21 protein-coding genes are annotated in these 24,887 nt (G+C 62.7%); 18 read left to right on the top strand and 3 right to left on the bottom strand.

Annotated elements, in window-relative coordinates; all coding sequences use genetic code 11:
• Nucleotides 1-413: 413 nt before the first annotated feature.
• Complete coding sequence (locus tag AAG816_RS02170; protein ID WP_341987737.1) at nucleotides 414-1,235, bottom strand: LuxR C-terminal-related transcriptional regulator; 822 nt, start codon at nucleotides 1,233-1,235, stop codon at nucleotides 414-416.
• Between the two features lie 47 nt (nucleotides 1,236-1,282).
• Between AAG816_RS02170 and AAG816_RS02175 the strand changes: the two genes are divergently transcribed.
• From AAG816_RS02175 to AAG816_RS02185, 3 genes are read left to right on the top strand one after another with little or no spacing between them, the layout of a single operon-like run.
• Entirely contained in the window at nucleotides 1,283-1,930 is a 648-nt protein-coding gene (locus tag AAG816_RS02175; protein ID WP_341987739.1) for an acyl-homoserine-lactone synthase, read from the top strand.
• Entirely contained in the window at nucleotides 1,890-3,185 is a 1,296-nt protein-coding gene (locus tag AAG816_RS02180) for a cytochrome P450 (protein WP_341987741.1), read from the top strand. Before AAG816_RS02175 ends, AAG816_RS02180 begins: the two co-directional genes overlap by 41 nt.
• Before the next feature lie 31 nt (nucleotides 3,186-3,216).
• Nucleotides 3,217-3,429, top strand: coding sequence for a hypothetical protein (locus tag AAG816_RS02185; protein WP_341987743.1), 213 nt, complete (start codon nucleotides 3,217-3,219; stop codon nucleotides 3,427-3,429).
• Between the two features lie 250 nt (nucleotides 3,430-3,679).
• Here AAG816_RS02185 and AAG816_RS02190 read toward each other — a convergent pair whose 3' ends face one another.
• Nucleotides 3,680-4,525 (bottom strand): siderophore-interacting protein, encoded by an 846-nt coding sequence (locus tag AAG816_RS02190; RefSeq protein WP_341987745.1) that lies wholly within the window; start codon nucleotides 4,523-4,525, stop codon nucleotides 3,680-3,682.
• A 215-nt stretch (nucleotides 4,526-4,740) separates the two neighbouring features.
• Here AAG816_RS02190 and AAG816_RS02195 point away from each other — a divergent pair, with 215 nt between their 5' ends.
• The 7 genes from AAG816_RS02195 to AAG816_RS02225 all read left to right on the top strand — a co-directional run bounded on the left by AAG816_RS02195 (nucleotide 4,741) and on the right by AAG816_RS02225 (nucleotide 12,765).
• Nucleotides 4,741-5,247, top strand: coding sequence for an RNA polymerase sigma factor (locus AAG816_RS02195; protein ID WP_341987747.1), 507 nt, complete (start codon nucleotides 4,741-4,743; stop codon nucleotides 5,245-5,247).
• Between the two features lie 23 nt (nucleotides 5,248-5,270).
• The gene (locus AAG816_RS02200) at nucleotides 5,271-6,281 is read left to right on the top strand and encodes a FecR family protein (RefSeq protein WP_341987749.1); all 1,011 of its coding nucleotides are present in this window, start codon (nucleotides 5,271-5,273) and stop codon (nucleotides 6,279-6,281) included.
• 191 nt (nucleotides 6,282-6,472) lie between these two features.
• Nucleotides 6,473-8,869, top strand: coding sequence for a TonB-dependent receptor (locus AAG816_RS02205; RefSeq protein WP_341987750.1), 2,397 nt, complete (start codon nucleotides 6,473-6,475; stop codon nucleotides 8,867-8,869).
• Between the two features lie 32 nt (nucleotides 8,870-8,901).
• Nucleotides 8,902-9,807 carry an ABC transporter substrate-binding protein gene (locus AAG816_RS02210; protein WP_341987752.1) on the top strand — a complete coding sequence of 302 codons (906 nt, stop codon included), beginning with the start codon at nucleotides 8,902-8,904 and terminating at the stop codon, nucleotides 9,805-9,807.
• A 71-nt stretch (nucleotides 9,808-9,878) separates the two neighbouring features.
• On the top strand, nucleotides 9,879-10,835 hold the full coding sequence (locus AAG816_RS02215; protein ID WP_341987754.1) for an iron ABC transporter permease: 957 nt from the start codon (nucleotides 9,879-9,881) through the stop codon (nucleotides 10,833-10,835).
• A gap of 122 nt (nucleotides 10,836-10,957) precedes the next feature.
• The gene (locus AAG816_RS02220; RefSeq protein WP_341987756.1) at nucleotides 10,958-11,896 is read left to right on the top strand and encodes an iron chelate uptake ABC transporter family permease subunit; all 939 of its coding nucleotides are present in this window, start codon (nucleotides 10,958-10,960) and stop codon (nucleotides 11,894-11,896) included.
• Nucleotides 11,897-11,958: 62 nt separating this feature from the next.
• Nucleotides 11,959-12,765 carry an ABC transporter ATP-binding protein gene (locus AAG816_RS02225; RefSeq protein WP_341987967.1) on the top strand — a complete coding sequence of 269 codons (807 nt, stop codon included), beginning with the start codon at nucleotides 11,959-11,961 and terminating at the stop codon, nucleotides 12,763-12,765.
• 692 nt (nucleotides 12,766-13,457) lie between these two features.
• Here AAG816_RS02225 and AAG816_RS02230 read toward each other — a convergent pair.
• Nucleotides 13,458-13,757, bottom strand: coding sequence for a helix-turn-helix transcriptional regulator (locus AAG816_RS02230; protein WP_341987758.1), 300 nt, complete (start codon nucleotides 13,755-13,757; stop codon nucleotides 13,458-13,460).
• Between the two features lie 257 nt (nucleotides 13,758-14,014).
• Here AAG816_RS02230 and AAG816_RS02235 point away from each other — a divergent pair, with 257 nt between their 5' ends.
• The 8 genes from AAG816_RS02235 (at nucleotide 14,015) to AAG816_RS02270 (ending at nucleotide 24,662) form a co-directional block, all read left to right on the top strand.
• Nucleotides 14,015-14,629 (top strand): hypothetical protein, encoded by a 615-nt coding sequence (locus tag AAG816_RS02235; RefSeq protein ID WP_341987760.1) that lies wholly within the window; start codon nucleotides 14,015-14,017, stop codon nucleotides 14,627-14,629.
• A 3-nt stretch (nucleotides 14,630-14,632) separates the two neighbouring features.
• Nucleotides 14,633-16,660, top strand: a complete 2,028-nt coding sequence (locus AAG816_RS02240; RefSeq protein WP_341987762.1) for an AAA family ATPase — start codon at nucleotides 14,633-14,635, stop codon at nucleotides 16,658-16,660.
• Between the two features lie 10 nt (nucleotides 16,661-16,670).
• The gene (locus tag AAG816_RS02245; protein ID WP_341987765.1) at nucleotides 16,671-17,414 is read left to right on the top strand and encodes a metallophosphoesterase; all 744 of its coding nucleotides are present in this window, start codon (nucleotides 16,671-16,673) and stop codon (nucleotides 17,412-17,414) included.
• A 150-nt stretch (nucleotides 17,415-17,564) separates the two neighbouring features.
• Nucleotides 17,565-18,095 carry a hypothetical protein gene (locus AAG816_RS02250; protein WP_341987767.1) on the top strand — a complete coding sequence of 177 codons (531 nt, stop codon included), beginning with the start codon at nucleotides 17,565-17,567 and terminating at the stop codon, nucleotides 18,093-18,095.
• A gap of 703 nt (nucleotides 18,096-18,798) precedes the next feature.
• Complete coding sequence (locus AAG816_RS02255; RefSeq protein WP_341987769.1) at nucleotides 18,799-19,530, top strand: hypothetical protein; 732 nt, start codon at nucleotides 18,799-18,801, stop codon at nucleotides 19,528-19,530.
• A 37-nt stretch (nucleotides 19,531-19,567) separates the two neighbouring features.
• A complete protein-coding gene (locus AAG816_RS02260) occupies nucleotides 19,568-21,727 on the top strand; it encodes a Mu transposase C-terminal domain-containing protein (protein WP_341987771.1) in 2,160 nt (719 codons plus the stop codon).
• 2 nt (nucleotides 21,728-21,729) lie between these two features.
• Nucleotides 21,730-22,827, top strand: a complete 1,098-nt coding sequence (locus AAG816_RS02265) for a TniB family NTP-binding protein (protein ID WP_341987773.1) — start codon at nucleotides 21,730-21,732, stop codon at nucleotides 22,825-22,827.
• Complete coding sequence (locus tag AAG816_RS02270; protein WP_341987775.1) at nucleotides 22,827-24,662, top strand: TniQ family protein; 1,836 nt, start codon at nucleotides 22,827-22,829, stop codon at nucleotides 24,660-24,662. The genes AAG816_RS02265 and AAG816_RS02270 overlap by 1 nt, the downstream gene beginning before the upstream one ends.
• Nucleotides 24,663-24,887 lie beyond the last annotated feature (225 nt).

The raw sequence follows: 24,887 nt of genomic DNA on the forward strand, positions 1-24,887 counted from the left end.
GCCGCACAATCTCATTGTCGAGGAGGTAGACCGCCAGGACGGATGGGTGAAGGTTCGGCATCCTACGTCAGCAAGGACCGGTTGGGTTTTCGCGCGTTATCTCGGACCCCTCGATAAGAAGAATGAGGGGGTGGTTGAGACGGACAAAAAGGCGCCCCGACCTCAATTGGGACCTGTGTTGTCGCACGCCGCGATCGCGCGATTGCTCATACAGGAATCCCTCGCGAACTATCCGAGTAATTGCGCGTGCCCCTACAACACGGACCGCCGGGGACATAATTGTGGTCAGCGCAGCGCATACTCGCGCCCCGGCGGCTATGCCCCGCTGTGCTACCCGTCGGATATCACTTCGGAGATGATCGCGCAGTACAGGGAAAGCCACGCGGGTCGATAGCACCGCCTATCCTCCGAGTTCAGACATCAATCATCCACAGATAGATCGCCCTGGCTACGGCTTGCGTCTTGGTGCTGGCGTTTAGCTTGCGCAGGCACGCCCGGACATGGGTTTCCACCGTGTCTGCCGATATGCCAAGGATGTCGGCAGTGTCCTGGACCGTCTTCCCACGGGCCGCCCAGCTCAACACGTCGCGCTCGCGATCGGTGAGAGTCGGAGCCTGTCCGAGCTCATCCACGTCTCGAAATCGGGCTGCTGCGCCTTGGTTTGCCTCCGATAAGTCGACCACCCGCTGTGCCCAATAAAGCATGATGATGTGCAGCGTCGCGGCGTGTTGGCGACGTGAGAACAGGAACTTCGAGACCGGATCGGTCCAGAAGAAGGTGCAGGCGCTGGAGCAGGGGCGGCCGATCCTATCAACGTAATGGAAGGGGATCACGAGCCCTTCCCGATAGCCGTGGTCGCGGGCCGCTTCCATGGTTTTCAATGCGCCCGGACGCCGCTTGCCGAGGCGCTTGGGCAGCACCACCTCGCCCCAAGAAAATGGCGTGTTGGTCCGCCGCCAGACCGGAATGACGGGGTCGACAGACACGAAACCTTCGCGGCGATAATCCCGATCAAACCCATCCGAAATCGTATTTATCACCAGTGGCTTGCCGCTGCTGAGCTGGAGTCCGTCGACGAATGAAAATGAGTTGAATCCGTGATCTTCTGCAATCATTTGTAGAATTTTAGTCAAGTCTTCAACCGTTGCCGCGCCTTCGATCATCGAAATTGCCTGATCGATGTCCCAGCTCATGCTGATCGCCCAAACATCACGGTTTACCGTGATACCGGCCATTTGAATTAATCGCAATGCTTCGGTCGTGGCTTCGGGGGAAACCGCCCATGTCAGAAGATCAATTGCATGCTGTGTTCTTTCGAGCGGGGCAGCATGTGGATTTGGCCCAAGAATTATTCGCCTTCCGGAAAAAATTGTTCGTCGATGAGCTCGGCTGGGACTTGAAGGTCGAGGGCGACAGCGAGCGCGACCAATTCGATACGCCAGACGCCGTTCATTGCGCTCTATTGCGCGATAAGCAAGTGATCGGCTCCTTCCGGGCGGTGCGATGTGATCGCCCCTATTTGGCGTCGGCTGTGTTCCCTGACCTTGCCACCACCTGCGTCTATCCGCAGGCCTGGGACTGCTGGGAGATCAGCAGACTTGGGGTTCGTCGGCAGGACCGTCGGCTGGCCGGCTCACTCTATGCTGTCATGTTCGCATTCGGCTGGCGGCGTCAGGCGCGCGCCTTGGTAGCGCTGGCGGATCTCACCTACGAGCGGTTCCTCCACAGGATGGGCATCCGAACCCGCCGTTATGGGGCTCCGGCGGAGATCGGCGTGGACCGCCAGGGGCGCGTCATCCGTGCCGTCGCGGGCGAAATCCCTTTGATCGATCAATCCGCCGCGCTGACCGCGCACCTGCACGCGATGCTCGCAACCGTGGAGATTTCCGATGAAACATTGGTTTTCGGATCTCGTCGCATTTCAGCGTGATCCGCTGAACTTCTTCCTCGAGCGCGGATCCAACGCCACGGAGCCATTGGTCCCGCTCTCAATGGGACCGTATCCAGTCATGTTGGTCGCCGATCCCAACCTCATCAAGCCGATCATGAAGGCAGATGAGGCGGAGATCGATAAGGGACGGCTGATCTACAAGCTGCGGGAGATCATCGGCAGAAGCTCGATGACGCTCTCGGGCGAAAGCCATAAGGCACGCCGGGCCGCTCTCCATCAGCAATTGGCGCGGGGGCTCGCCACCAGCTACGTGCCGCAGATCTCGGCCCTGGTGCGTCAGCAGGCGGCCGCCCTGGCGCTGGAAGAGAAGTTCGATGCTCACCACGCAACGTCACGCCTGACCTTGCGGGTGATCTGCACCATTCTGTTCGGCCCGAATGTCCTGACGCGGGCTGACGAGAATATGTTGGTGGAGGCCATCCAACTCGTCGAGGATGACCTGGCTGCCGATATCTTCAAGGTACTACCGGATCTGCCGTGGGTCCGTCGCCGCAAGAAGGCACGGATGCAGCGCGGGCGCGATATGATGACCTTTGTCGTCAACCGCGCCCGTGCGAAGGCCAGTGATGCCAGCATCCTGCGGGCGCTCGAGGATTTGCGCCTGGCGCCGGACGAATTCGGTGACGAAGTCCTCCTGCTGCTGCTGGCGGGCCACCACACCACCGGCACCGCCGCCGCCTGGCTTCTGTATCATCTCGCGAGTGACCCGGTACTGGCCGCACGCTTGGCCGATGAGGCGGAGCGGGTGAGCGACGACGCGGGAGAGGTTATTCCGGGGCGGCTCGCTACAGCCCCGGTCAGCCTCGGCTTCGTGCGGGAGGTGCTCCGTCTCTATCCCTCGGCATGGTGGCTCTCACGGGAGGTTCAGCGGCCGCTGGAGCTTGCTGGACGAAAGCTGAAGCGCGGGACGTCCCTTCTGATCTCGCCCTGGCACCTGCATCGCGATCCGCGGTTCTGGGACGATCCGCTCGTCTTCAACATCGAACGCAAGTTCAGCGGGGCCGCATATCTGCCATTCGGGGCCGGGCCACGGGCCTGTGTTGGCATGGGCGTCGGAATGCTGGAGCTGCAATTGCTCGCACTCGACTTTGCGGCTGCGTACTCGCTGCTACCCTTACGGGTGCAGCCATCGGATCCGAAGCCATCGATCACTCTGCTTCCGCCCGACCTGCCGCTGCACATAAAGTCACGAGCAACTGGTCGTTCGATGTGGCCGGTGACCCATGGAGTGTGAGTTCCTGTGTGGGAGTGGGGAGAACGGGACGATGAAAACCTTGGGGTCAGGTACGGGGCGCGCGCCAGCCGAGAACGATGACGGAATGCGAAGTCAGCGGTTGCTGATTGACTATCTCGCCTATGCGGTGGGCGAGATTTACCTGTTGGACCAAACCGCCGGTTTGCTGGTGGAAAGTGCAATTCACCGCTTGAAGGGCATCAGAAGCGAAGGGGTCAAAGGGGCCGGTACCGGTATTCAGTAAGCGATGACGGGCGGCGACTATTGCTCGTGGCGGTGAACCAAGGACACGCCGCTAAATCTGGTGTCCACGAAAACCGCAGCGGACCACTCCGCCTAAATCACCATCAAGATAGTCGCGAACGGCCAACCGCGTATTCGAAACCTACGCCGACATCGTCGATGCCGCGTGCGGCGCCTAGCGTAAGCTCACCGGCAAGTCCAGCATCATCACCTCAATCGGCATGCGCGATTGGGCTTACGTCGGCCGAGCATTAGGCGTTCGCGGTCGTCAGGCATGACCAGTCGGTCGCCAGCGCCGCCAGCACCGAAGCATCCAGTTCCGAGGCCGGGTAGACCGATGTGTGGTCGGCCGTCCAATAGGCCACCACCTTGGATCGCCCGCTACTGAAGGCTGCCATGTTCCCGGCGCTCTGCCGCAAGCGACGCGCCGCAGCCTGCTCGCAGGCCGCCCACAGGTAGCCCACCCCTTCGGGCAAGGGAAGCCGGGCGAGGGCAGAATCGAAGCAGGAGGCACTCAGTCCGTTGCCTCTCCCGTGCACATAGGTGACGCTCAAACGCGGATGGGCAGGCAGCGCCTGCACGTGGGACGCCTCCGCGACCTCCACCACCACCCGACTGGCCACATGGGCCGGCGTCTGCTCTAGAAGGCGCGTCAGAGCCGGTACGCCGGTGGCGTCGGCGAGCAGCACCTGCCAGCGAAAGTCCTGGGGCGGCCGGTAAAGGCCACGGGGATTGTTGATCACGATCCTATCGCCCGGCTTCGCGGCTTGAGCCCAATTACTGGCAAGCCCACCCTCGTGCACGACAAAATCCACATCCATCTCGCCCGCTGCCTCGTCGAAGCGGCGAACGGTATAGGTGGCGTACCGCACCGCAGGTCCCGTCTCCGGTAACGTCCAGCGCCCCTCCTCATCAATCGATGGCAAGGCGCATTGGCCCGTCTCGGAATCAGGAAAAAAAAGGCGGATGTATTCGTCGCCGACCCCGGTCGAGCGAAAGGCGGAGAGCCCGGTGCCGGAGAACGTCAGGCGGACCATGCCGGGCGTCAGCAGCCGCCTCGCGATCACCGTCGCCTCATGAAACATCTGCCGCACCATGGATTCATCTAGGGAACAAGGGACCCGAGCCGCGCCATGTCCGATGATCGCCCACAGTCGGCAGCCATGTCTCATAATGACCGAGATGGAAATTGAAAATAATTTTCATTACTCTTAAATTGTTACACTTCTAAATTGTATATATTGATCGCGGAATGGCCCAATGTTAAAAAGAGCATGCGATGTTATAGCATCGCGCGGGGGATCCATTCTTCATGTCCGAGAGCTTGGACGCGGCTGCTAGCCTGCAGGAGTTCGAGCGGCTGTACAGTGCGGAGCAGCGCCGACTCCAACGTCTTGCCGCGCGCAAGGTCGGCCCAACGCACGCAGCGGATGTGGTGCAGGACGTTTTCATGGCCTTGTGGTCCCGGGCTCGCGGGGAGAGCCATTATTCTTCGGCTTACCTGTCCAGCGCGACCAAGTTCGCTGCCATCAGCCTCCACCGCTCAGAGCGGCGGCGCAGCCTCTTTCTGCAGAAAATCACAGAGGAACAGTATGCTGCGCCCACCGCCCCGCCGGACCAGGTAGTCGCGGCCCGGCAGGATCTCCGCCGGCTGATGGACGTCCTGACGGGTCTGCCCGCACGCACGCGGCAGGTCTTCCTGTTGAACCGCATGCACCATTGCACTTACGATGAAATCGCCGAAGCTCTCGGTGTTTCCTACAGCACGGTGGAGCGGGACATCGCGCGGACCATCATGGCCCTGAAAGCCGTCATCTGACGCGCGGACGTAACGGACCAAGTATGACCATCGGTACGCACAACATCCCGGAGGAACCGGAACTTCCGGACAGCCGGATAGAAAAGCAAGCGGTCGCTTGGTTTACCCGGATGAACGGGACGCCGTCTTCTGCCGACCGACAGGATTTCTCTGCCTGGCTTGCTGCCTCCCCGGCCCACGCGCGTGCATACGAGGACGTACGATCTTTCTGGGACACGATCGGCCCGCTCTCAGGCGCGCTCCCGGAGCAGGACACGCGATCACTCGCCCGGCCGCTGGCGTGCATCGACGTTATCCGGCGCAAGCGACGTCTGGGCAAGGCCGCCTCAAGCTTCGCACTCGGCCTTGCCGTGCTGCTGGTCGGCGGCTGGCTTTGGCTGGAGCGTCCGCATCTGCTGCAAGATCTCACTGCCGATTACGTATCCCCACGTGGACAGATGCGCAGCATCAGCCTCGCCGATGGCTCCACGGTCCTTCTCGACGCGGACAGCGCGATCGAAGTGAAGCTCACGACCCACTTGCGCCATGTGGACCTCCTTCGCGGTACCGCCTTCTTCACCGTGAAGCCGGAACAGGTGCCGTTCGTGGTGACTGCGCGCAATGGCGAGGCACGTGTGCTTGGAACCACGTTCGAAGTGGCCGTGCGCAACGGCGAGAGCGTCACGGTGACGCTCGACACTGGGAGCCTGAAGGTGAACCTTACCGACCGGCAGCAGGACGTCCTGCTTACGCCCGGCGACAGTGTGGAATACAGTCCCACGGGACTCGCCCCCCTTCGGCGGGTGGATGTGGAAGAGGCCACTTCCTGGCGCACGGGGCGTTATATTTTTACCAACGCCCGGCTGGCTGACGTGATGGAGCACATCGGCCGTTATCGGGATGGGCGCATCATGCTGCTGTCGTCCGCATTAGCCGACATGCGGGTCAGCGGAAACATCTCCCTGCGTGATACGGATGCCGCGCTGGGGGCCGTGCGTTCCACCGTCGGCTTCTCCATGCACACGCTCGGCAAGATGACCTTTATCGGCCCCTGAAATTTTTTTGCCTAAGAGTGAGGGTGCCGCCGCCCGGCAGGCGACTGGTTCAGTAAGAGCACGCGCCGCGACCTCGTTTGGAGCGCGCCTGCGGGTACCAGTCGCGAACAGGGATGGGTGGAATGACGGTCAACACCAGAGCCAGCAGGCATGCGCGGTTGCTGGCGAGCACTTTCCTCGCACTTGCAGCCGTGAGCATCGGTGCGTCACGCCCCGCGGCGGCCCAGCCCGCGATCCAGGGGGAGACACAGCCCTCCTACAGCTTCAACATCCCGTCGAAATCCATCCGCGCCGCCATGAACGACATTGTGCGTGTCACCGGCATCGACGTCGTGTTCGCCGAAACTCCCGCAGCCTCGCGCACCGGCAATGCGGTGCGCGGCTCTATGACCGTGCGCCAAGCCGTGGAAACCCTGCTGGCCGGCAGCAAGCTCGCCTACAGCTTCAGCAATGCAAACACCGTGCAGATCTACGACCCCTCCGCACCACGTTCAGGCACCGCAGCCGGCACGGAAGGCGCCATTTCCCTCGACACCATCGATGTGAACAGCACCGGCCTTGCCCCTGCTTATGCTGGCGGCATGATCGCGACGGGCGGCAGCCTGGGAGTGCTTGGCGAGCGTAGTGTCATGGACACGCCGTTCACGGTCACCAACTACACCTCCAAGCTCATTCAGGAACAGGGCGCGCAGTCCATCGCCGATGTGGTGCGCAACGATCCGGCCATCCGCAATTTGGACCCGACCAATGTAGGCAATGCCAACTATTTCCTCGTGCGCGGGGTCCAGGTCGGAAATGGCGCCGTCGCCTTCGGCGGACTGTTCGGGATCGCCCCCAACAACCAATCGACGCTCGCCGGCATCGAACGGGTGGAAATTCTGAAAGGCCCAGGCGCCTTCCTGAGCGGCCTGTCACCCAGCGGCGTCGGCGCAGTGATCAATCTGGTGCCCAAGCGCGCTGGTGACGAGCCGCTCACCAGCCTGACCACCACTTACATCAGCAACGCCCAGTTCGGCGGCCAGTTGGACGTCGGCCGGCGCTTCGGGGCAGAGAACGAGTTCGGCATCCGCGCCAACCTGCTGTTTCGCGACGGCGACACGCCGATAAGCCAGCAGTCGCAGGAACTGCTCAACGGCACCGTGGGCATGGACTATCGGGGCGAGAAGCTCCGCCTGTCGCTGGATTTCGGCCACCAGGCGATCGACACGAACCGGATGAACAATACGGTGACGCCCGCCGCCTGTGCGCTCGCCGTCTGTCCGCCTATTCCGAGCGCGCCTTCGCCAAGCCATGCGTGGGTGTCGCCCTGGAACTACAGCAACATAAACGACACCTACGGGATGGCGACGGCGGAATACGACTTCGCCCCGAACTGGACCGTCTATGCGAAGGCCGGCTTTGACACCACCCACTGGGACCAACTGGTGCAGGCGGGCACCAACCTCCAGGCCAACGGCAATTTCACCGCCACGACCTCCCGCTATCTCATCGATATCAATCGCCAATCGGGCGAGACCGGCGTTCGCGGCGAATTCGATACCGGCCCGGTGAACCACAAGGTGACGCTGGCCGCCAATACCTATGTCTTCGATCGCAGCCAGGCACCGCAGCCCACCGGCATCTTCGCGCTCCCGGTGACCCGGTCGAACATCTATACGCCCGCTTTCGTGGCCGAGCCGGTCGTCGGCCTGATGTATGCGGCGCCGCAGAGTTCGATCAGCTTCACGAGCTATGCGGCGTCCGACACTTTGTCGGTGCTGGACGAGCGCGTGCAACTGACCCTCGGCCTGCGCCAACAATACGTGCATGTGGTGAACTACAACATCAGCACCGGCGCTCTTTCCGGGCCGGTCAACGATAGCTCCGCGCTGACGCCCATGGTCGGCCTGGTGGTCAAGCCATGGGAGCATGTCTCGCTCTATGCAAGCTATATCGAGGGCCTGACGGCAGGCACCGTCGTGCCGACGACCTATGCCAATGGCGGCGAGGTGCTGCCGCCTTATGTCACCAAGCAGTATGAAGCCGGCGTGAAAGTGGATTGGGGCAAGCTGCTCACCACCGTCAGCCTGTTCCATACCAGCCAGCAGTCAGGCATCACCAACAGCGCCACCAATACCTTCACCGCGGACGGCGAGACGGTCTATCGGGGGGTGGAGTTCAATGTGGCGGGTGAGGTCCGCCCGGACCTGCGGGTGCTGGGCGGCTTCGTGCTGCTGGATGCGGAGAACACGCACACCAGCGGCGGCCTCTATGACGGTAAGGCACCCACGGGCACGCCGGACTATACGGCGAACATTGGCCTGGAATGGGACCCTTCCTTCGCCAGGAACCTCACCTTGTTCGCCCGTATGAACGCTACGGGTGCGGCCTGGGCGAATAATGTGAACAACCAAAAGGTGCCGGCCTGGACCACATTCGACTTTGGTGCCCGCTACGCCTTCGAACGGCAGAATGGCAAGCCCATCGTGGTGCAGGCCAATCTCACCAATGCCTTCAACAAGGGCTATTGGACGGCCTATCCCGGCTTTAACCTGCTCTATCCCAGCGAGGCGCGGACCCTTCAGATCTCCACCATCTTCCAGTTCTGAGGCCCATGCGGAAAGGCTCCTCACGGCGCGGCATGCTCTTGGGCCTCACAGCCCTGGGCCTTGCCGCGCGCGCATCTAGGCTCGTTGCCGCACCGTCCGCAACGCGGCGGGTCGAGACGCCGCTGGGACCGGTGGAGATACCGGCCGAGCCGCGCCGCGTGATCGCCGTCGACTCCCGCGTCTCGCTGGAATCGGCGCTCGCCCTCGACCTGCCGATCGTAGGCTACAGCCACAGCCGCGCCCGTCCGTGGATCCCAGTGCCCGCGGGGGTGCCTTTTCTTGCCGCACCGCCGGATCTGGAACAGATTCTTGCGCTGAAGCCCGACCTCATCTTGTGCCCGGATACGGCCCCCTATTCCGATTGGTGGCCGCTCGCCCGCCTGCCGCGCATTGCCCCCGTGTTGCCGAGCGACCACCGCCTCTCCTGGCAGGAGAACCTGTCCCAGCTTGGCGTCTGGCTTGCCCGTGAAGGACGCGCCGCACGCCGCATCGCGGGCCAAGCGGATCTAATCGCCGACATTCGCGCCCGGCATGCCGCTGTCATCGACAGGAGTGTCGTGGCGTCGCTCTATTTCGATCCCGTCAAGCGCCGCGCGCTCATCAGCACGGCCGGCACCGGCTATGGTCAGGTCATGCCCGCGCAGGTGCTGAGGGAATTAGGAGGGCATGGCATCAGCGCTGCGCATCTCGGCCCCTATGGCGAATTGGCGCTCGAAGCCTTTGGTGATGTGCTCGGGGCCGCCGATGCCATTCTGCTCTTCGACTTCGGCGACGGCTCGCCTCGGGTGTTGGCCCACGAAACTTTGTGGCAGCGCCTGCCGGCCGTGCGCGCAGGGCGCGTGCAGATCGTGGCCGACAATTGCACGTTCGGCTCCTGCTATACGGCCGGCTACCTCGCTGCCGCCTATGATGGCCTTTATGCGCGTGTCGGCGCATGAGCATGCGGCCCCGACCACAGCGCATTCATCGCCGGAGGCACAGCGCGCGGGCGCTTCTGCTGAGCCTGCTGTTGCTGCTCCTTGCCATACTCGCCGGGCTTTCGGCCGGAGCCAAGCCCCTCTCGCCCGCCAGCGTGCTGGACGCCCTGGCGGGCCGCGGGTCCGAGGAAGCCCGCATCATCGTCCGGGAATTGCGTCTGCCGCGGGCCTTGCTGGGGCTGCTGGTGGGCGCGGCACTTGGCCTGTCCGGGGCCATCATCCAATCCGCCACCCGCAATCCTTTGGGCGATCCGGGCCTCATGGGCGTCAATGCGGGCGCGAGCCTTGCCGTAGTCCTGGGCGCGGGCGTGTTCGGCATGACGGGTATCGGATCACTCATCTGGCTGGCCGCCCTGGGGGCGGGGCTGGCGGCGCTCGCCGTCTATTTCGTCGCCGGCATGGGCACGAAGGACGCAAGCCCGCTGCAACTCACCTTGGCAGGCGTCGCGGTGGGCGCCCTATGCTTCGGATTGGCGCAAGGCTTCGCCTTGTCCGATCCCGAGCGGTTCGACCTGGTGCGCAACTGGCGTGTGGGGGCCCTCTCGGGGGATGCGCGCGTCATTCTGCCCGCGGTGATCCCGGCCCTCGGCGCCGGACTGATCCTTGCGGCGTTCCTCGCGCCTCGGCTCAATTTGATGGCCCTAGGCGCCGATCGCGCCGCGTCTCTTGGCGTCTCCGTCGCCCGCACCCAAGGCCTCTGCCTGCTGACGGTGATCTTGCTGGCCGGCGGAGCGACAGCCGCCGCCGGCCCCATTGCCTTTGTGGGCCTCGCCGCCCCGCACATGGTTCGCCGTCTCCTGGGCGCGGATGAACGACAGATTCTGGCCAATGCGGCGCTCATCGGCGCTGCCCTGCTCATCGGTGCGGACGCGCTGGGCCGGAGCCTCGCCGCACCGGCGGAGGTGCCGGCGGGCGTCGTCACCGCACTCGTCGGCGCACCGATCCTCCTTGTACTCGCACGCCTGAAATGGGGACGGGTAACCGCATGAGCGAAGGGCGCCTCTGGCAGAGGAGCATCTCCTCTCGCCCAGCATTGCGACTAGGACGTCTCTCACTGCCGGTGCGGCCCCGGGGCGTTGCGTGTGGGATCGCCCTGGCCGTGGCCTGCCTTGTGCTCGCGCTGCTGGCGCTGTCTTTTGGCACCCTGCCGGTGTCTCCGGACGATGTGATGCGGGTTCTGCTCGGCCAAAGCGGAGCGGACCTTCATCTCGTCGTGGTGGAATGGAGGCTCCCGCGCATCACAGGCGGGCTTTTGGTGGGAACCGCCCTTGGCCTTGCAGGGGCACTGTTTCAGACGATCCTTCGCAATCCCCTCGGAAGTCCAGACATCATCGGCTTCGATGCAGGGGCATTCACCGGCGCCCTCCTGGCAATGCTCGGTAGCGGTGGCCCCGCAGTCATCGCCGCCTCTTCCTTCGCCGGCGGGCTTCTGGCGGGTGGGCTCGTCTATGGCTTTGCGGGCTCCAGCCATGCCTTTCCGGCCCGCCTCGTGCTGATCGGCATCGCGGTGGGGGCGCTGTTCACCGCCCTCAACGACTGGATCATCATGACCGTGCGGCTCGATGCCGCCGTGGCGGCAGCAAGCTGGAAACTCGGCTCCCTCGCCGGGATTGATTCCGGCCGTCTGACCATTGGCGCCATCATTCTCGCCGTCGCCGTTCCACTGGCGCTGGCCCACGGCCGAACGATCCGGGTTCTCGAACTGGGGCCGGATCGCGCACGCGCCTTGGGAGAACCCACCTCGGCCAGACAGCTTCAGCTTGCGGTACTCGGCCTTCTGCTCACTGCGACCGCGACTTTTCTCGCCGGACCCGTCGGCTTTGTCGCCCTCATCGCCCCTCAGGTGGCGCGAAGGATCTGCGGGGGACCCGGCCTGTCGCTGCCCGCTTCCGCGCTCACTGGCGCTGTCTTCCTCGTGGGCAGCGACCTCATTGCGCGAACCCTGTTCCTCCCTCGCGTTCTGCCGGTGGGCTCGGTCACGGCGGCGGTAGGCGGCCTCTATTTCGCAATGCTGCTGCGAGCCAGCCTGCGTGGGGAGACGACGCGCTGAGCCAGCCCGTCCCCATTCTTGAGGCCCGCGGCCTCCACGCCGGCCATAGCAGGCGACGCGTCCTGCGCGGCATCGACCTCGCGTTCCTGCCCGGCGGCTTCTACGCCATCATCGGGCCAAACGCCTGCGGCAAATCCACCTTGCTGCGCGCACTGGCTCGGCTACACCCCGCCACCGCAGGCACGGTTCTGCTGGATGGCACCGACATCTCCGCGATCCGCCCCCGCGACCTTGCGCGCCGGCTCGGCGTGCTGCCGCAGGTGTCGGAGGCGCCCGAAGGCATCACCGTGATGGAACTGGTGGCGCGCGGCCGCCATCCACACCAAAGCATGTTCCGCCAATGGTCGGCGGCGGACGAGGCTGCCGTTTGCTCCGCGATGGCAGAGGTCGGTGTCGCGGGGCTGGGGAACCGCCTGGTCAGTGAGCTTTCGGGTGGGCAGCGGCAGAAAGTGTGGATTGCAATGGCACTGGCGCAGGAGACTGACTTGCTGCTGCTGGACGAACCCACGACCTTTCTCGATCTCGCGCACCAGATCGAGGTTCTCGATCTTTGCCAATTTCTCAACAGCCAAGGGAAGACGCTCGTCGTGGTTCTGCATGACCTCAACCTGGCCTGCCGCTATGCCAGCCATCTGGTTGTGATGTCCGATGGTCTGATCTTCGCACAGGGCAAGCCGGCGGAGGTCATGAGCGAAGCGCTGGTGAAACAGGTGTTTGGACTGCCATCCTTGGTGATGCCGGATCCGCTGTATGGCACGCCGATGGTTCTGCCGAAATCCAGACTACATCGGCAACGTCCGGGCCAATGCTGCGATGAAGCGGGCACGCACGCCGTTCAGGAGCAAACAAACGGCGTCAGCCGTCAGTGAACCGCCCCAAATTTGTCGGAGGCCCAAACTACTGAGAGGGTCGGGCCGGGAGGAGTAAGTCGACGAACAAGTTTTCGCCCGAGGCACGCCAGCGGGGTGAGGAAGGTGCTGGATCACGGCCGATCACCCATTCCGCTGGGCCGCAAATATGTGGATCTCCGGCAAGGTCGGGAGCACGTGACGTTGCCCCTCTGCCCTAATCCAGCTTGAAATTCGTTACGGACCGACTTGAGGACCAGGACATGAACGGTCGTCAGCGGCCAAGCACCGGCGTGAGCCCGGGAGGTGCACTGATCATTGGGGAGCCGGTGCGCTCGCTGGGGCTGCCCACTTGCCGGTTTGCCATTTGGCATGTAGAGGCACCCCAGTCAATGAAGGCAAGTGCGCACCAGAATTGAGTAGTACTTTCCGTTATCCGTAAGAGTCTTGATGGAATGTGCCACTATTATTCCATTTTGCAAGGACGCGCGATTAATTGCCGCTCGCTCATCGTGCGCCATTACGGTGCTTCGCCATCAGCCGCCAGTAGTCTTCCGGCAGCACCGCAATGATGGGGCGACTGTGTTTTTCGACCGTCAGGGGTTCAGCCCGATCAGTAAGTGCCGCTATCGCTTGTGGCTACAATGGCCTTAAAAACAAGGCTCATGTCGGGCTATCAAACGCGTCCGACGATGGGGCACCGAGCGCTCCTTTCAGACCCCGCGCGGCGTAGCGCCTGATCCGTGGCTCGCGTCATCAGGGGGGCATTGGCTCCCGTCCCCTGGAGGGGCAAGGGTCAGGGCCACTCCGATGCTGGTGTCGGTTTCAATGAACTCAATACCAGCATTCCTCAGGGCCTCGACGATTGCGTGCCGTACACGCTCGCGGGGTGTCCTAGAGCCGTCCTCGAATGAGGAGAGCGTGTTTGCCGCGATCTGCGCGCGATCCGCAAGCGTGTGCTGATCCCAACCGAGCAGGGCGCGGGCCGCACGAATTTGGGGACCATTAACCATATTCAGAGCTCGAAGTTGCGAAAAATTCCCAAATGGATAGAAGGGATGCCGTGAAACGGGGAACAGACACGCATCAGCGGCGGTCCCCCTTCGTGAGGTGACGCGTCTGGAGCGCCGTGCGAGCGGTGCAATGGACCCGGTCCAACGTTTCCGACCTTTCCTTTAGATCCAAATCGCCCAAAGGCCGCACTTCGTGCGCGGCCTCCGATCTCGAATCGCGCTCGGAGTCCTTTCTCCGACGACGGCGGAGCCTTGCCATGATCTCAGCCATAGCAAACTCGTCCAGGATTCCTTTCAAAGCCACTCCTCGGCTCCCCAGCGATTGGCTGGCCGAGGCCCTCGATACGCATCTCGCCATCGCGCCGCGCGTCATCGACTTCCGGCCCGTTCCCAGCAGCAGGGAGAGACTCAAATCATGCATGGGGCCTCGAGGCTCGATCGTCCGATTGGCGAGGCTAGCCGATCGGATTCTCGTCGTCGTGGCAATCCCTGATGAGGCAGATACACCGCCGGGGTTTCGACGAGAGCTGGCCCGATATTGGGGGACGACTAATCTCCTGATCGTGCGCGAATCCTGGCTTCTGCGGGAGCCCCGGCTCGAAGTCATATCGGCGGTGGTCGCCTGCCTTGACCAGATCCCCTCCGTGACAGACTGGCTCCGGATCGAGCGTCACCTGTTGGAACTAGGTGGAAGCTCATGCCTTGAGGAGTGCGTCGCTCAGGTTCGCCAGCATGAGGATCCGGCTGGTGCGGTGCTGGCGCTCGTCGCGGCCGGGTGGCTGCGTATCGAAGTGTCTCGGCCGCTCTCCGGTTCCAGCGTCATCTCGCTGCCGGTTCGCCGTGATCGGGGCCGTTTGGTGGTGGGAGGCTGAGCTATGGCGATAGGCACATATGAAAAGGCAGTACGCACGCGAGCTGCCCGCGACGCCGAGAACTGGCGCCTGACGCAGTACGGAGAGCGGGATGGTTTCGGATACGAGTCAGTGCGCCCAAGGCCTCTTCCGTCACAACTGCTCTTCGGCCTGCTATTCGCTCGCATGCTGGACCGGCAGCCGGACGTCGCGCATGCCATCGGCACCGCTCCATCGTTGATCTCCGTGAGGGTACCCTGCGAACAGGCCGCTGAGGTGCTCCTCAAGGTGGCTCCTTACGTCGTGCAAGCTCGTTTTCCGCGCCGGGACAAGGAACGCCACCCGCCCGCGCCAGTGCGAAAGGCCTGCGGGCTGAAGGAGCATGACCAGGGTTACGGTGGAATGCGGAAGGACGAGGCGCGAGAGCGCCTGGCCAGTGGGGCTTCCGTGCTTTATTTCTGGCACGAGAATGCAGAAAATCTGCCGCCGGAATTCCTTGCTGTTCTGACCGACTCAATTGTCTTGTCCTCGATCGACCTGCCGACGCTCCGGTGGCTCGGGCGCATCGTCACCGGCGAACCCTGCCGCTTCCCTATTGGGCACCCGTATGAAGCATTGACCCCCAGCCAAGTCGATGTCGCGTTCGCTTACGGCCTGAGCGCCCACGAATGCCAACGGCGCGTCCAGGTGTTGACGCCCATCCCGAAGTCAGAGCCACCGAAATTGGTGGAGGCAAGGCCGACAACGCTTCGCGAGTTCCGCGCGTTCGGGCCCGCCACGGACTGGGGGATCCAACTCGCCGACGATCTCGCCGCCTACAAGGCCGGGGATCTGTCCTGGAACGAGGTCGATCGTGGAGTGCTTCTCCACGGTGCGCCGGGCGTCGGCAAGACGACCTTTGCGCGCACCTTGGCGGCGACTTGCGACGTTCCTCTCATCGCGACATCGGTCGCCGAGTGGTATTCGAAGGACCACCTTGGGGCGACCCTGAAGCGGATCCGCAGCATCTTCGCGGAAGCAGCCAAGATGGCTCCGTGCATCGTCTTCATCGACGAGATCGATGGGATCGGGGATCGCCAGAACATCGACGACCGGAATCGCGACTACTGGACTCAGATCATCAACTGCGCGCTCGAATGCTTGGATGGGACCGACCGCCGGGAGGGTGTCGTGGTCCTCGGGGCGTGCAACGATCCTGAACGGGTCGATGCCGCGCTCCGTCGGCCGGGGCGCCTCGACCGGTCAATCCGGATTCCCTTGCCGGATTCAGAAACGCTCGAGCTGATCTACAAGCACCACCTGGGTGGCGAACTCTCCGGTATCGATCTTGGTCCTCTCGCGGCGACCTCTGTCGGAAGGACTGGCGCCGAGGTGGAGCAGCTCGTGCGGCTGGCGAAGCGGGCGGCTCGGAAGGAAAAGCGCCCCCTAGCCCTTCATGACCTGGTCAGCGAGGTCAGGGGCCCGGCGCAGGACATGTCGCCCGCGACGTTGAGGCGGACAGTGGTGCACGAGGCCGGTCATGCGGTTGCGGCCATCGTCCTCAACATTGCATCGACCGTAACCGTCAGCATCGGAAACGGTCGCCTCGGAGCCACACGTTTCGAACGACCGGCCGACCATATCGACACCCGCGAAACGGCGCTGAACATCGTTCGTCAGTTATTGGCAGGGCGCGCGGCGGAAGAGGAGATCATCGGCGAAGTCAGTGCCGGTGCCGGCGGGGTGCCTGGATCCGACTTGGAACAGGCGACACGCATCGTCGCCGCCCTCGAGGGAGCCATGGGACTCGGTGAGCACTCATGGCTGACATATTGGTCTGACGGGAACGACACCCGTCGCCATTTATTTCAACCGCACATTGCCAAAGCGGTCGAGACGACGCTGACCCGCCTTTACGAAGAGATCCGGGAGCTTGTTGCCGCCCATAGGGAGAGCGTGCTCCGTGTGGCCGATGCACTGCAAACGCGCTTCCATCTGTCCCACGCCGACCTCATCGAACTCATAAGTGACGCAGCACGAAGCTGCGCCGCCTCCGATTCCGAAGCCGCGTGAGGAGGTGACAATGAAACTTTGGATTATGAGCGATCTTCACCTGGATGCGCATCCGTTCGATCTCCGCATTCCCTCGCCGACGCCCGACATGTTGGTGGTCGCCGGCGATGTTGCGACCCCGCTCTCCACCGGGATTCGATGGCTGCGGAAAAGCACGGATCTGCCAATCGTGATGGTCGCCGGAAACGCGGATTTCTACGGCACCCGGCTCGCCGACGAGAAGGCACTGGCCCGGCAGCTTGCGGCGGAGGCGGGGATCCACTTCCTGGAGGAAGATGGGACCATCGCCCAAGGAGTCCGCTTTCTCGGGGCCACACTCTGGACCGACTATACGCTGGATGGCGACTACTTGGGCTCCATGAAGGCAGCAACGGTAGGGATGACCGATCATCGCGAGATCGGGACCGGCTACGGAGCCTTTCGTCCGGAAGATGCAGCGTCAGCTCATCGTCGGGCGCGAGCCTGGCTCGATGGGATGCTCGCGCAGCCCTTCAACGGGCCGACTGTCGTCGTCACCCACCATGCGCCAACGCCGCGTTCCATCGGCTCGCGCTTTGCCGGAGATCCATTGAACCCTGCGTTCGCATCGGATCTCACCGATCTCATCATTCGGCACGCGCCTGACATTTGGGTGCATGGTCACGTTCACGAGGGGGGCGACTACCGCGTCGGCCTGACGCGCGTGGTCTGCAATCCGAAAGGATATGCATTTGAGCCGACGGGTTTCATGCCCGACTTCGTTGTCGATATCTGAGGACACTGCCAAGGTGAATGCGGTGCGGCTCAGAGTTTATTGCCGATCGCCGGACCCGATCTGTGTCGGACGTGAATGAGCATTCCCGCGAGTCACACCGTTAATCACTGGGGCTAGCGTGAATGAAAGAATCGCGTTACCTCAGTTCACATGGACGCAGAAAAACTCGAGCGCGCCGAACGCGATTTGCAGCAACAGGAGTTTGATCTCCTGAGTCGCCGAGAAGAGCTGCTGACAAAATTCGTCGAATTGGAACGCGATATACAAGAAATCGTTGACCGGTTGATCGACCTGAACGTAGAAGCAAAGTGGCTTGACGGCCGGAGATCTATGCTGGTGGAGTTAGCTGAACGTTCCCCCGTTGCCGAAGTTGCGCACGTGGCGATGCCTCGTGCGTGGTTGGGGGCGTTCTACTGCATAATTGAGAAATCAGAATCGTTTACATTAAACGATTTCGCTGATGGTGCTGCGGAGGCAGGCCTAAGGGTAGTGTTCGAGACTATTCGGAACAGGGCGAGCCAATTCAAGGCTTTAGGGTTAATTGAACGCCTTGCGCCGGGCATCTATCGAATGAGCGATGATCTGTGTGATCAGCTTGAGAGTTACGGCCGGAATCTCGCGCCCATGGTTAAGCAGCTCCGCGCGAAGACAAAGGCCAAAAAAGTTAGGCTGCCCCGATAAAATCCGGGCAGCCTAATATCGAGCCCTCACAAAAGGAGAGGCTTATGTAGCAGGGACGTCGCGCGGGTTCGTGTAGCACCCGACACGCGCGGCGTCCTGCTGCAAGTAGGCAGATGGCACTAGGCCATGTCAAGTGCCTCGGCGGAGCGGACCCTGCGCCTCCATTGTTTCGGTCCAGTCTCCGCGTCCAGCACCTCCCATCACTGCTTTGCTGAAGCCTGTTGTCACAGGCGAATCGCAAACGCAGTCTCGAATGTTGAGGTGCTAATATTTCGTGCGCGAGGTGCGAAATAAACTTGCGCCGCTGCTCCGTTGATCTCTTGTCGAAGCTCCTCTGATTCGGTATCGATTCGGTGCTACACGACGCGTCGGACTGATTTGCCCCTTGTGGTGTCCGAACCGTTCGGGAATTCCCTCTCCCTCCCCAACTACATTGGGTTTTCCGCCCGCTGCGCCCGGCCTAGTGCCGCGCGGCTGATAGGGCGGCTGTCTGAGGGACATTGCAGCATCTGGCGAACGCACTCATTGATCGATGAATGGGGCGAAATGCATCGCGTTAGTGAGTAATGACGCAGTAACGGCGCATTATTTGCCGACTAGCTTGTCGTTGCTCCGCCCTGAGTTGCGACAAGCGTGAATCCACATTCCCGAATCCGAAACTACCAAACGCGGCGCTTTCGCTGCGAACGAGGAGCCATGTGTCATGCCCGAGCAGGCAAACCAAAATCATGAGATTCGGTCTCCCGAGAGCAACAAAAAGCCCGGTCGGACGGCTCGCCATGAAGCAATCTGGCGAGAACCAACGCCTTCCGCGGCAACGCGTCGGCCTGCCCTCCGCAGCCGCAGTTCCGTGCGCGGGTATCTCGTGCATCCGCGGACGGGCCGCGAGATCGTCTACGAGAGCACGCTCGAGCGTGATCTCGCCTACATGTTCATTGCGGATCCCTCCGTCCGGAGCTTCCAGGAACAGCCTGCGCCGGTATTTTATATCGACGATGCAGGCGTGCGGCGCTCTCACACCTTCGACTTTCGCGTTGAATTGATCGACGACAGCCGCCACTCCGTGGCGGTCAAGCCGGCATCGCGGACCGAGCGCATTGAGCAGACGCTCAAATTTATTCGTGATCAGTCCCCGCAGTATGCTGATCGCATCGAGTTGCGCACCGGTGATCACATCACCCGGAAGCGGGCTCACGACGCAAAGCTCATCACCTGGGCGCTCCGGCAGCGGGATGATGACGAGGTCTCGGCGCTCTCAGGGCTCGTCGCCGACCTGCGGGGGGCTACCACCATCGCGACGCTCATCGCGAGCCGCCCGAACGAGCCAGCGGCTTTCATTGCTGTGCTCTGCCTGATCGCCGACGGAACGCTCCACCGCGCCGGCACCGATCGCCTGACTCGCAGCAGCCGCGTCGAGCGCGCTGCCCGTCGCTGATACCTCTGACCCGTTTCGAGCCATGAAGGAGAGGACCATGAACGACCAGCTTCCCGTACCCTCGTCCAGCGACGGTCAGCCCGCTCGCTTTCGCTTCGCGCCGAGTGATCTCCTGATCATCGAAGGTGTCGAATACACTCCGGTTTCGCAGGACGAGCATGGCCACGTGCTCGCCCGGCGCAATGACACCAAGTTCCTCGAGACGTTCACCCACGCCCATCTTGACGAGTATCTCAAGAATGGCTTGATCGAGCACCGTCCGCAGGAAATCAGTTACAACAAGGTTCGGCTGACCCTGAAGCAGGTCTGCCTCGATGTGGCGGATCTTCCGGAACGTGCCCGTCGCGAGCTCCTTAGTCGGAAGGCATGGTGCGACCTCTTTCTTGCCGAAGAAGGCAAGAAGGAAGTCTCTCGCTCCGACGCATCCATCCGCGCATTCGTGGCTCGCCATTTGGCGGGGACGATCGTCGAGCAGCGGGGCCGCGGTCGCCACGGCAGTGAAGACATCAAGATCGAGCATCCGCCGGCTCCGACGACGCTTCGCCGCTGGCTGAAGATCTATAAGATGTACGGTTTCCAGCCGATGTCTCTCTGCGACAACTACATGGCATCCGGCAACGATTGCTCTCGGTTTTCGGGTGAGCTCACGAAGCTCATGGACGAGCATACGAGGCTTTACCTTGACCGGAAGCAGCCCACGCTGAAGAGCGTCCGGGTGAAGCTGTACGACGCTATCCGGATGCGGAACATGCAGCTTGCCGCCGAGGGCAAGGCTACCCTGCCGATTCCGAGCAGGCGCGCGTTTGAAACGGTGGTGAAGAGGCTCGACCCCTTCCAGGTTTATGCCGCGCGAAACGGCGTCGAGGCGGCGATGAGGAAGTTCAGCATCGTCCGCAATGGCCTCGACGTCACCCGTCCGCTCGAGGTGGTCCAGGGCGATGGCAATACCATTCCGCTGTCGACCTTGATGTCGATGACGGAGATCTGGGAGCGCCTTTCGCCTGAAGCGAAGGCGGAAATCGAGCGCAGCCGGCTGAAGGCTTCCGTCGTTCTCGACGTCGCGACCCGGTGCGTACTCGGGCTCCTCCTGGTGAAGGATGTTTCCAGCGCGAGTTCGGTCGAGACGCTGCGCATGGCCGTCAGTGACAAGCGGGAAATGGCCCGCTCGCTGAATTGTCGGACGCCCTGGGATATGATGGGCACGTTCGAGACCATCATTACCGACAACGGCCCCGAGTACGCCAACGAATGGTTCCAGACGGCGGTGCTGGGGCTGCATGCCGAAGCTTCGTTCCCGCCGGCCGGTGTCCCGCAGATGCGCGGGCACATCGAACGCTTCTTCCGGACGATGCACACGGACCTGTTCGGCCGGTTCAGCGGCCGAACTTTCGAGAACGTCGTTCGGAAGGGCGACTATGACGCCGAGGGAAACGCGAGCCTGTTCATCGATGACCTTTGGCGGCTGATCGTTCGCTGGGTTGTAGACGTTTATCACAACACCTCGCATGCGGGCCTCGGTGGCGAGACGCCGCGGTCGGCCTGGCTGCGGCTCACCAAGCTCTATCCGCCGCAGTTGCCGCCCGATGTCGATCGTGCCCGTCATCTGTTCGGGCTCGATATCGACCGGCAGATCGGCAATCACGGTGTCCGTGTACTCGGCCTGAATTATCAGTCCGTCGAATTGCAGAAGCTGCGCCGGCTGAAGCGCAGTGGGAAGGTCCGTGTGCGGATCGATCGGGCCGACATCGGGCATATCTCGGTTGAGAAGGACGTTGGCGAGTGGCTGACGGTCGAATGCATCCAGCATGGCTTCGACGGCGTGTCCGCACACCAGTGGATGCTGGCAGCCGAGCGCGTGCGGCGTAGGAATGCCAACCTCGCGAAGGTGAGCGAGACCATCGTCTTCGAGACCCTTGCCGAGATCGAGGGCATCGCCCGTGCTGCGGAGGCTCGGGCTGGAATCGAATCCTCACTTCTCGATCACAAGGGCATCGAGGCGTTCGAACGTACTTTCACGAAGGCGTTCGACTTCGATCGGGGCGACGCCGAATTGCCCCTGTTCGACGATCTCCCCCTCGCAGCGGGCGAGGTCACGCCGAACGACGGATCGTCCCCCGAGCCGACTGAAACTGCCCCTTCCGTGACCGATGATCACGACGGTCGGCATGCTCGTGGCACCAGCTTCATGGAGGACTGAGCATGAACACGAATGACCAGCCCACCCCCGAACGCCGCGAGAGCTCCCTTGAGCGCATGCGGCGCTTGCAGACGACGCAGCGCGCCTCGGTCTCCGACCGCGTTGCAAAGCTTCACTCTGCCTACATCATCTCCGATCGAGACCGCGTCATCGGGGAGCGCATCGAGGAGATGATTGATCACTGCCTGCGCGTTCAGGACGCGCGGGAGAGCGGCAACCTCGTTGGCCGCCTCGCCGAGGCCCGGCCTCTGATGGTGCTGGGTGAATCCGGCTCGGGGAAGACGCGGAGTCTGACGCGGATTTTTCGGCGGCGGCAGGAGTTCGAAGGCTACGGGGACCGGAGCGTCGACTGCCCGCTGCTATCCGTCGACGTGCCGTCTCCGTGCACGATGCGGATGCTTGGGATGGCGACCTTGCAGGCCGCCGGCTATCCGGTCACCCGGGAGCTCCGGGAGGCGGAAGTCTGGCAGATCGTGCCGGCCGTGCTGAAGCAGCGTGGCGTCTACTTCCTGCACTTCGATGAGGTTGGGCACGTCTTGCAGTGCCATAACCCCATTGAGATTCAGAAGGTCCGCAACACCTTCAAGTCGCTCATGCAGAGCAAGGACTGGCCCGTTTGGCTGATCCTTTCCGGTACGCCCGACATCGCAGCCCTTACGCAGGATCCCGCGGATGAGCAGGTATGGCGGCGGGCGCTTCCGCTCTACATCGAGGATATCGACCTCAAGAAGGATGCCAAGCTCGTCCGGGATGCGATGCTTGGCCTCGGTCAGGATAAGGGCGAGCTCGACGTACCTCTGTTCTCCGACGACTCCCTCATCGCGCGGCTGATCCACGCGGCGATCAACCGGTTTGGTATCGTCATCGAGCTCATTCAGGACGCGGTGGAAAACGCACTGCACGGCGGAGCGAAGCGGCTCGAGGTCCGGCATTTCGCCGAAGCCTACAAGCGCCGGACGGGGTGCGATCCCGACAGCAACGTCTTCACGCAGGACATTTGGGAAAAGATCGACCCGCGTCTCGCACTTCGTCGGCGTGACGGGGAGCTCTATGCCCCGGTTGTCGACGAACCGGTCAAGAAGCGCAGGAGGCGCAAGTGATGAATCAGCTTCCCCCGTCCCTAACGACCGCCTTCATGCCCGGCGAGACGCCGGCGAGCTTCTGCTCGCGCGTCGCTGCTATCGTGGGGCGTTCTGCGCGCCGGTTCTGCCGTGACTTCGGCCTGGCCTTCATGGACATCGTCGACGGGCGGCCCGAAGCGCTCTCGGCTCTGGCAACTCTTACGCGGGCCAGCGAAGGTGCGCTCGTATCGAACGCGATCGTGCGGTACGAGGAGCGGCAGTTCACGTATCGCGGCCACCATCTCGTCCGCGATGCTATGAGCAGGGCGGCGCTCCGCGTCTGTCCTCATTGTCTTCGGAAGGACATCACCGAAGGCCGCGGTCCGGTCAATGCGCGGCCCTATGGCCGGGTGATCTGGCTGGTTGAATCCATCCGGACCTGCCCCGAGCACAATGTCGCCCTGTCGGTCATCAGCGAAGACGACCATCCGCAGCGCGTACACGACTTCTCGCTACTCGTGCAGCCCCATCTTGGGGCCATGGAGGTCATGGCCGAGAGCGCGGGTCACCGTACGCCTTCCAGCCTGGAGCGTTACCTGCTCCTCCGGCTGGAGGGCAACGCGGAGGCGTCTTGGCTCGACGAGCTGTCCTTCCACGCCGCGGCGAAGTCCAGCGAGGTGATTGGGGCCGTCATGGGGAGTGGCCCTGATTACCGAGACGAGGAGATGACCGATGCGCTCTGGCATCGTGCCGGCGGCGAAGGCTTCGACATCCTCTCGCGAGGAAAGGACGGCGTACGTGACCTGCTGACGGGATTGCAGGAGGCCTTCCCGGGCGAGCGTATTGGCCTTCGCTCGATGTATGGTCGTCTCGAGAGCTGGCTTGGCCATGACACCGACGACAGCGCCTACGATCCGCTGCGCCGGATGCTGGCGGAGGTCGCGGCAGAGACGATGCCACTGCCTGCCGGGCGGGGCGCTTTCGGGCATCAGGTCGAAGGGAGAAGGCTGCACTCGGTTCGCTCGGCGTCGAACGCCTTCGGAATCCATCGCAAGCGACTGCGGAAGCTGCTCCTGCGGGAGGGCCACATCTCCGAGGAAACGATGTCGCTCCCGGACGACCGCGTCCAGTTCCCGGCCGATGCTGCCTCGGAGTTTCTGGCGAAGGTGGGAAGGTCGATGTCGTTGAAGGAGGCACGTGATTATCTCGGACTACCGAGGCCCTTGGAACAGCACCTCCTGAAGGCCGGAATCCTTGCCCCGTTCATTGAGGGAGCGAAGGGCGACATCGATCATGCTTTCGATCCCAAGGATCTGGACGATCTGCTGGCGCGGCTGGTATGGGGCGCGCAACCGGCCGGTGCTGAGGACGGGAAGCTGGTCTCCGTCTCCAAGGCAGCGACGCGAGCATGCGTGTCCGGCGTCGATGTCGTGCGCCTGCTTCTGGATGGTCGGCTCGGAACGGTGCGGCTGGATCCCGGGGAGGGGGCCTTCGCTGGAATCAGGGTCGATCCGGATGAGATCACCAGGGCCATGAAGCCCGAGCGAGAAGGGCTCTCGCTGCGGCAGGTCGAGAAGAAGATGGAGGCCAGCACCGCTGTCGTGAAGGCGCTCGTCGACCTTTCGATCCTTCCGTCGAGGACAATCGTCAATCCGATCAGCCGTCAAACCCAGCGAGTCGTCGACGAGGCTGATCTGGAAGAGTTCCTCGGCCGGTACATCTCGGCCCGGAACCTCGCCCTTCAGCGGTCGATGTACATCGGGAGCGTGACGGCGGCCATGAGGAAGTTGGACATCGCTCCGGCCTTCCCGCCTGATGAGGTGAAGGCGACCTTCTTCGAGGTCACGCAGGTCCGAGACGTGATCTTCGATTAGCGACCTGTTCGTTGAAGTCCTGACTCCCTCGCCCTCGGCTCCGGCCGGGGGCTTTTTTGTGCCCTGAGCGATGTGAGCCATAGGTTGGCGCAGGTGAGCCAATCTGTGGGGGGCCTCGTGAGCCAATCTTTGGCTACCAATCGATGCCACCTGCGCCAAACCTCGAAAAATAAATACACAATATCAATTACTTAAAAAATTGGTGCGCCATCCTTTGGGTGCATC

This window comes from Azorhizobium sp. AG788 (genome assembly GCF_943371865.1).
In the GTDB taxonomy this organism is placed as follows: Bacteria; Pseudomonadota; Alphaproteobacteria; order Rhizobiales; family Xanthobacteraceae; genus Azorhizobium.

Bases quoted from the DNA above. Each gene is read 5' to 3' on its own strand.
- AAG816_RS02170 (WP_341987737.1), bottom strand. From the start codon at position 1,235: ATGGCCGGTATCACGGTAAACCGTGATGTTTGGGCGATCAGCATGAGC.
- AAG816_RS02240 (WP_341987762.1), top strand. From the start codon at position 14,633: ATGGCGATAGGCACATATGAAAAGGCAGTACGCACGCGAGCTGCCCGC.
- AAG816_RS02190 (WP_341987745.1), bottom strand. From the start codon at position 4,525: ATGGTGCGGCAGATGTTTCATGAGGCGACGGTGATCGCGAGGCGGCTG.
- AAG816_RS02230 (WP_341987758.1), bottom strand. From the start codon at position 13,757: ATGGTTAATGGTCCCCAAATTCGTGCGGCCCGCGCCCTGCTCGGTTGG.
- AAG816_RS02175 (WP_341987739.1), top strand. From the start codon at position 1,283: ATGTCAGAAGATCAATTGCATGCTGTGTTCTTTCGAGCGGGGCAGCAT.
- AAG816_RS02245 (WP_341987765.1), top strand. From the start codon at position 16,671: ATGAAACTTTGGATTATGAGCGATCTTCACCTGGATGCGCATCCGTTC.
- AAG816_RS02200 (WP_341987749.1), top strand. From the start codon at position 5,271: ATGACCATCGGTACGCACAACATCCCGGAGGAACCGGAACTTCCGGAC.
- AAG816_RS02195 (WP_341987747.1), top strand. From the start codon at position 4,741: ATGTCCGAGAGCTTGGACGCGGCTGCTAGCCTGCAGGAGTTCGAGCGG.
- AAG816_RS02270 (WP_341987775.1), top strand. From the start codon at position 22,827: ATGAATCAGCTTCCCCCGTCCCTAACGACCGCCTTCATGCCCGGCGAG.
- AAG816_RS02185 (WP_341987743.1), top strand. From the start codon at position 3,217: ATGAAAACCTTGGGGTCAGGTACGGGGCGCGCGCCAGCCGAGAACGAT.
- AAG816_RS02250 (WP_341987767.1), top strand. From the start codon at position 17,565: ATGGACGCAGAAAAACTCGAGCGCGCCGAACGCGATTTGCAGCAACAG.
- AAG816_RS02180 (WP_341987741.1), top strand. From the start codon at position 1,890: ATGAAACATTGGTTTTCGGATCTCGTCGCATTTCAGCGTGATCCGCTG.
- AAG816_RS02260 (WP_341987771.1), top strand. From the start codon at position 19,568: ATGAACGACCAGCTTCCCGTACCCTCGTCCAGCGACGGTCAGCCCGCT.
- AAG816_RS02265 (WP_341987773.1), top strand. From the start codon at position 21,730: ATGAACACGAATGACCAGCCCACCCCCGAACGCCGCGAGAGCTCCCTT.
- AAG816_RS02235 (WP_341987760.1), top strand. From the start codon at position 14,015: ATGATCTCAGCCATAGCAAACTCGTCCAGGATTCCTTTCAAAGCCACT.
- AAG816_RS02210 (WP_341987752.1), top strand. From the start codon at position 8,902: ATGCTCTTGGGCCTCACAGCCCTGGGCCTTGCCGCGCGCGCATCTAGG.
- AAG816_RS02255 (WP_341987769.1), top strand. From the start codon at position 18,799: ATGCCCGAGCAGGCAAACCAAAATCATGAGATTCGGTCTCCCGAGAGC.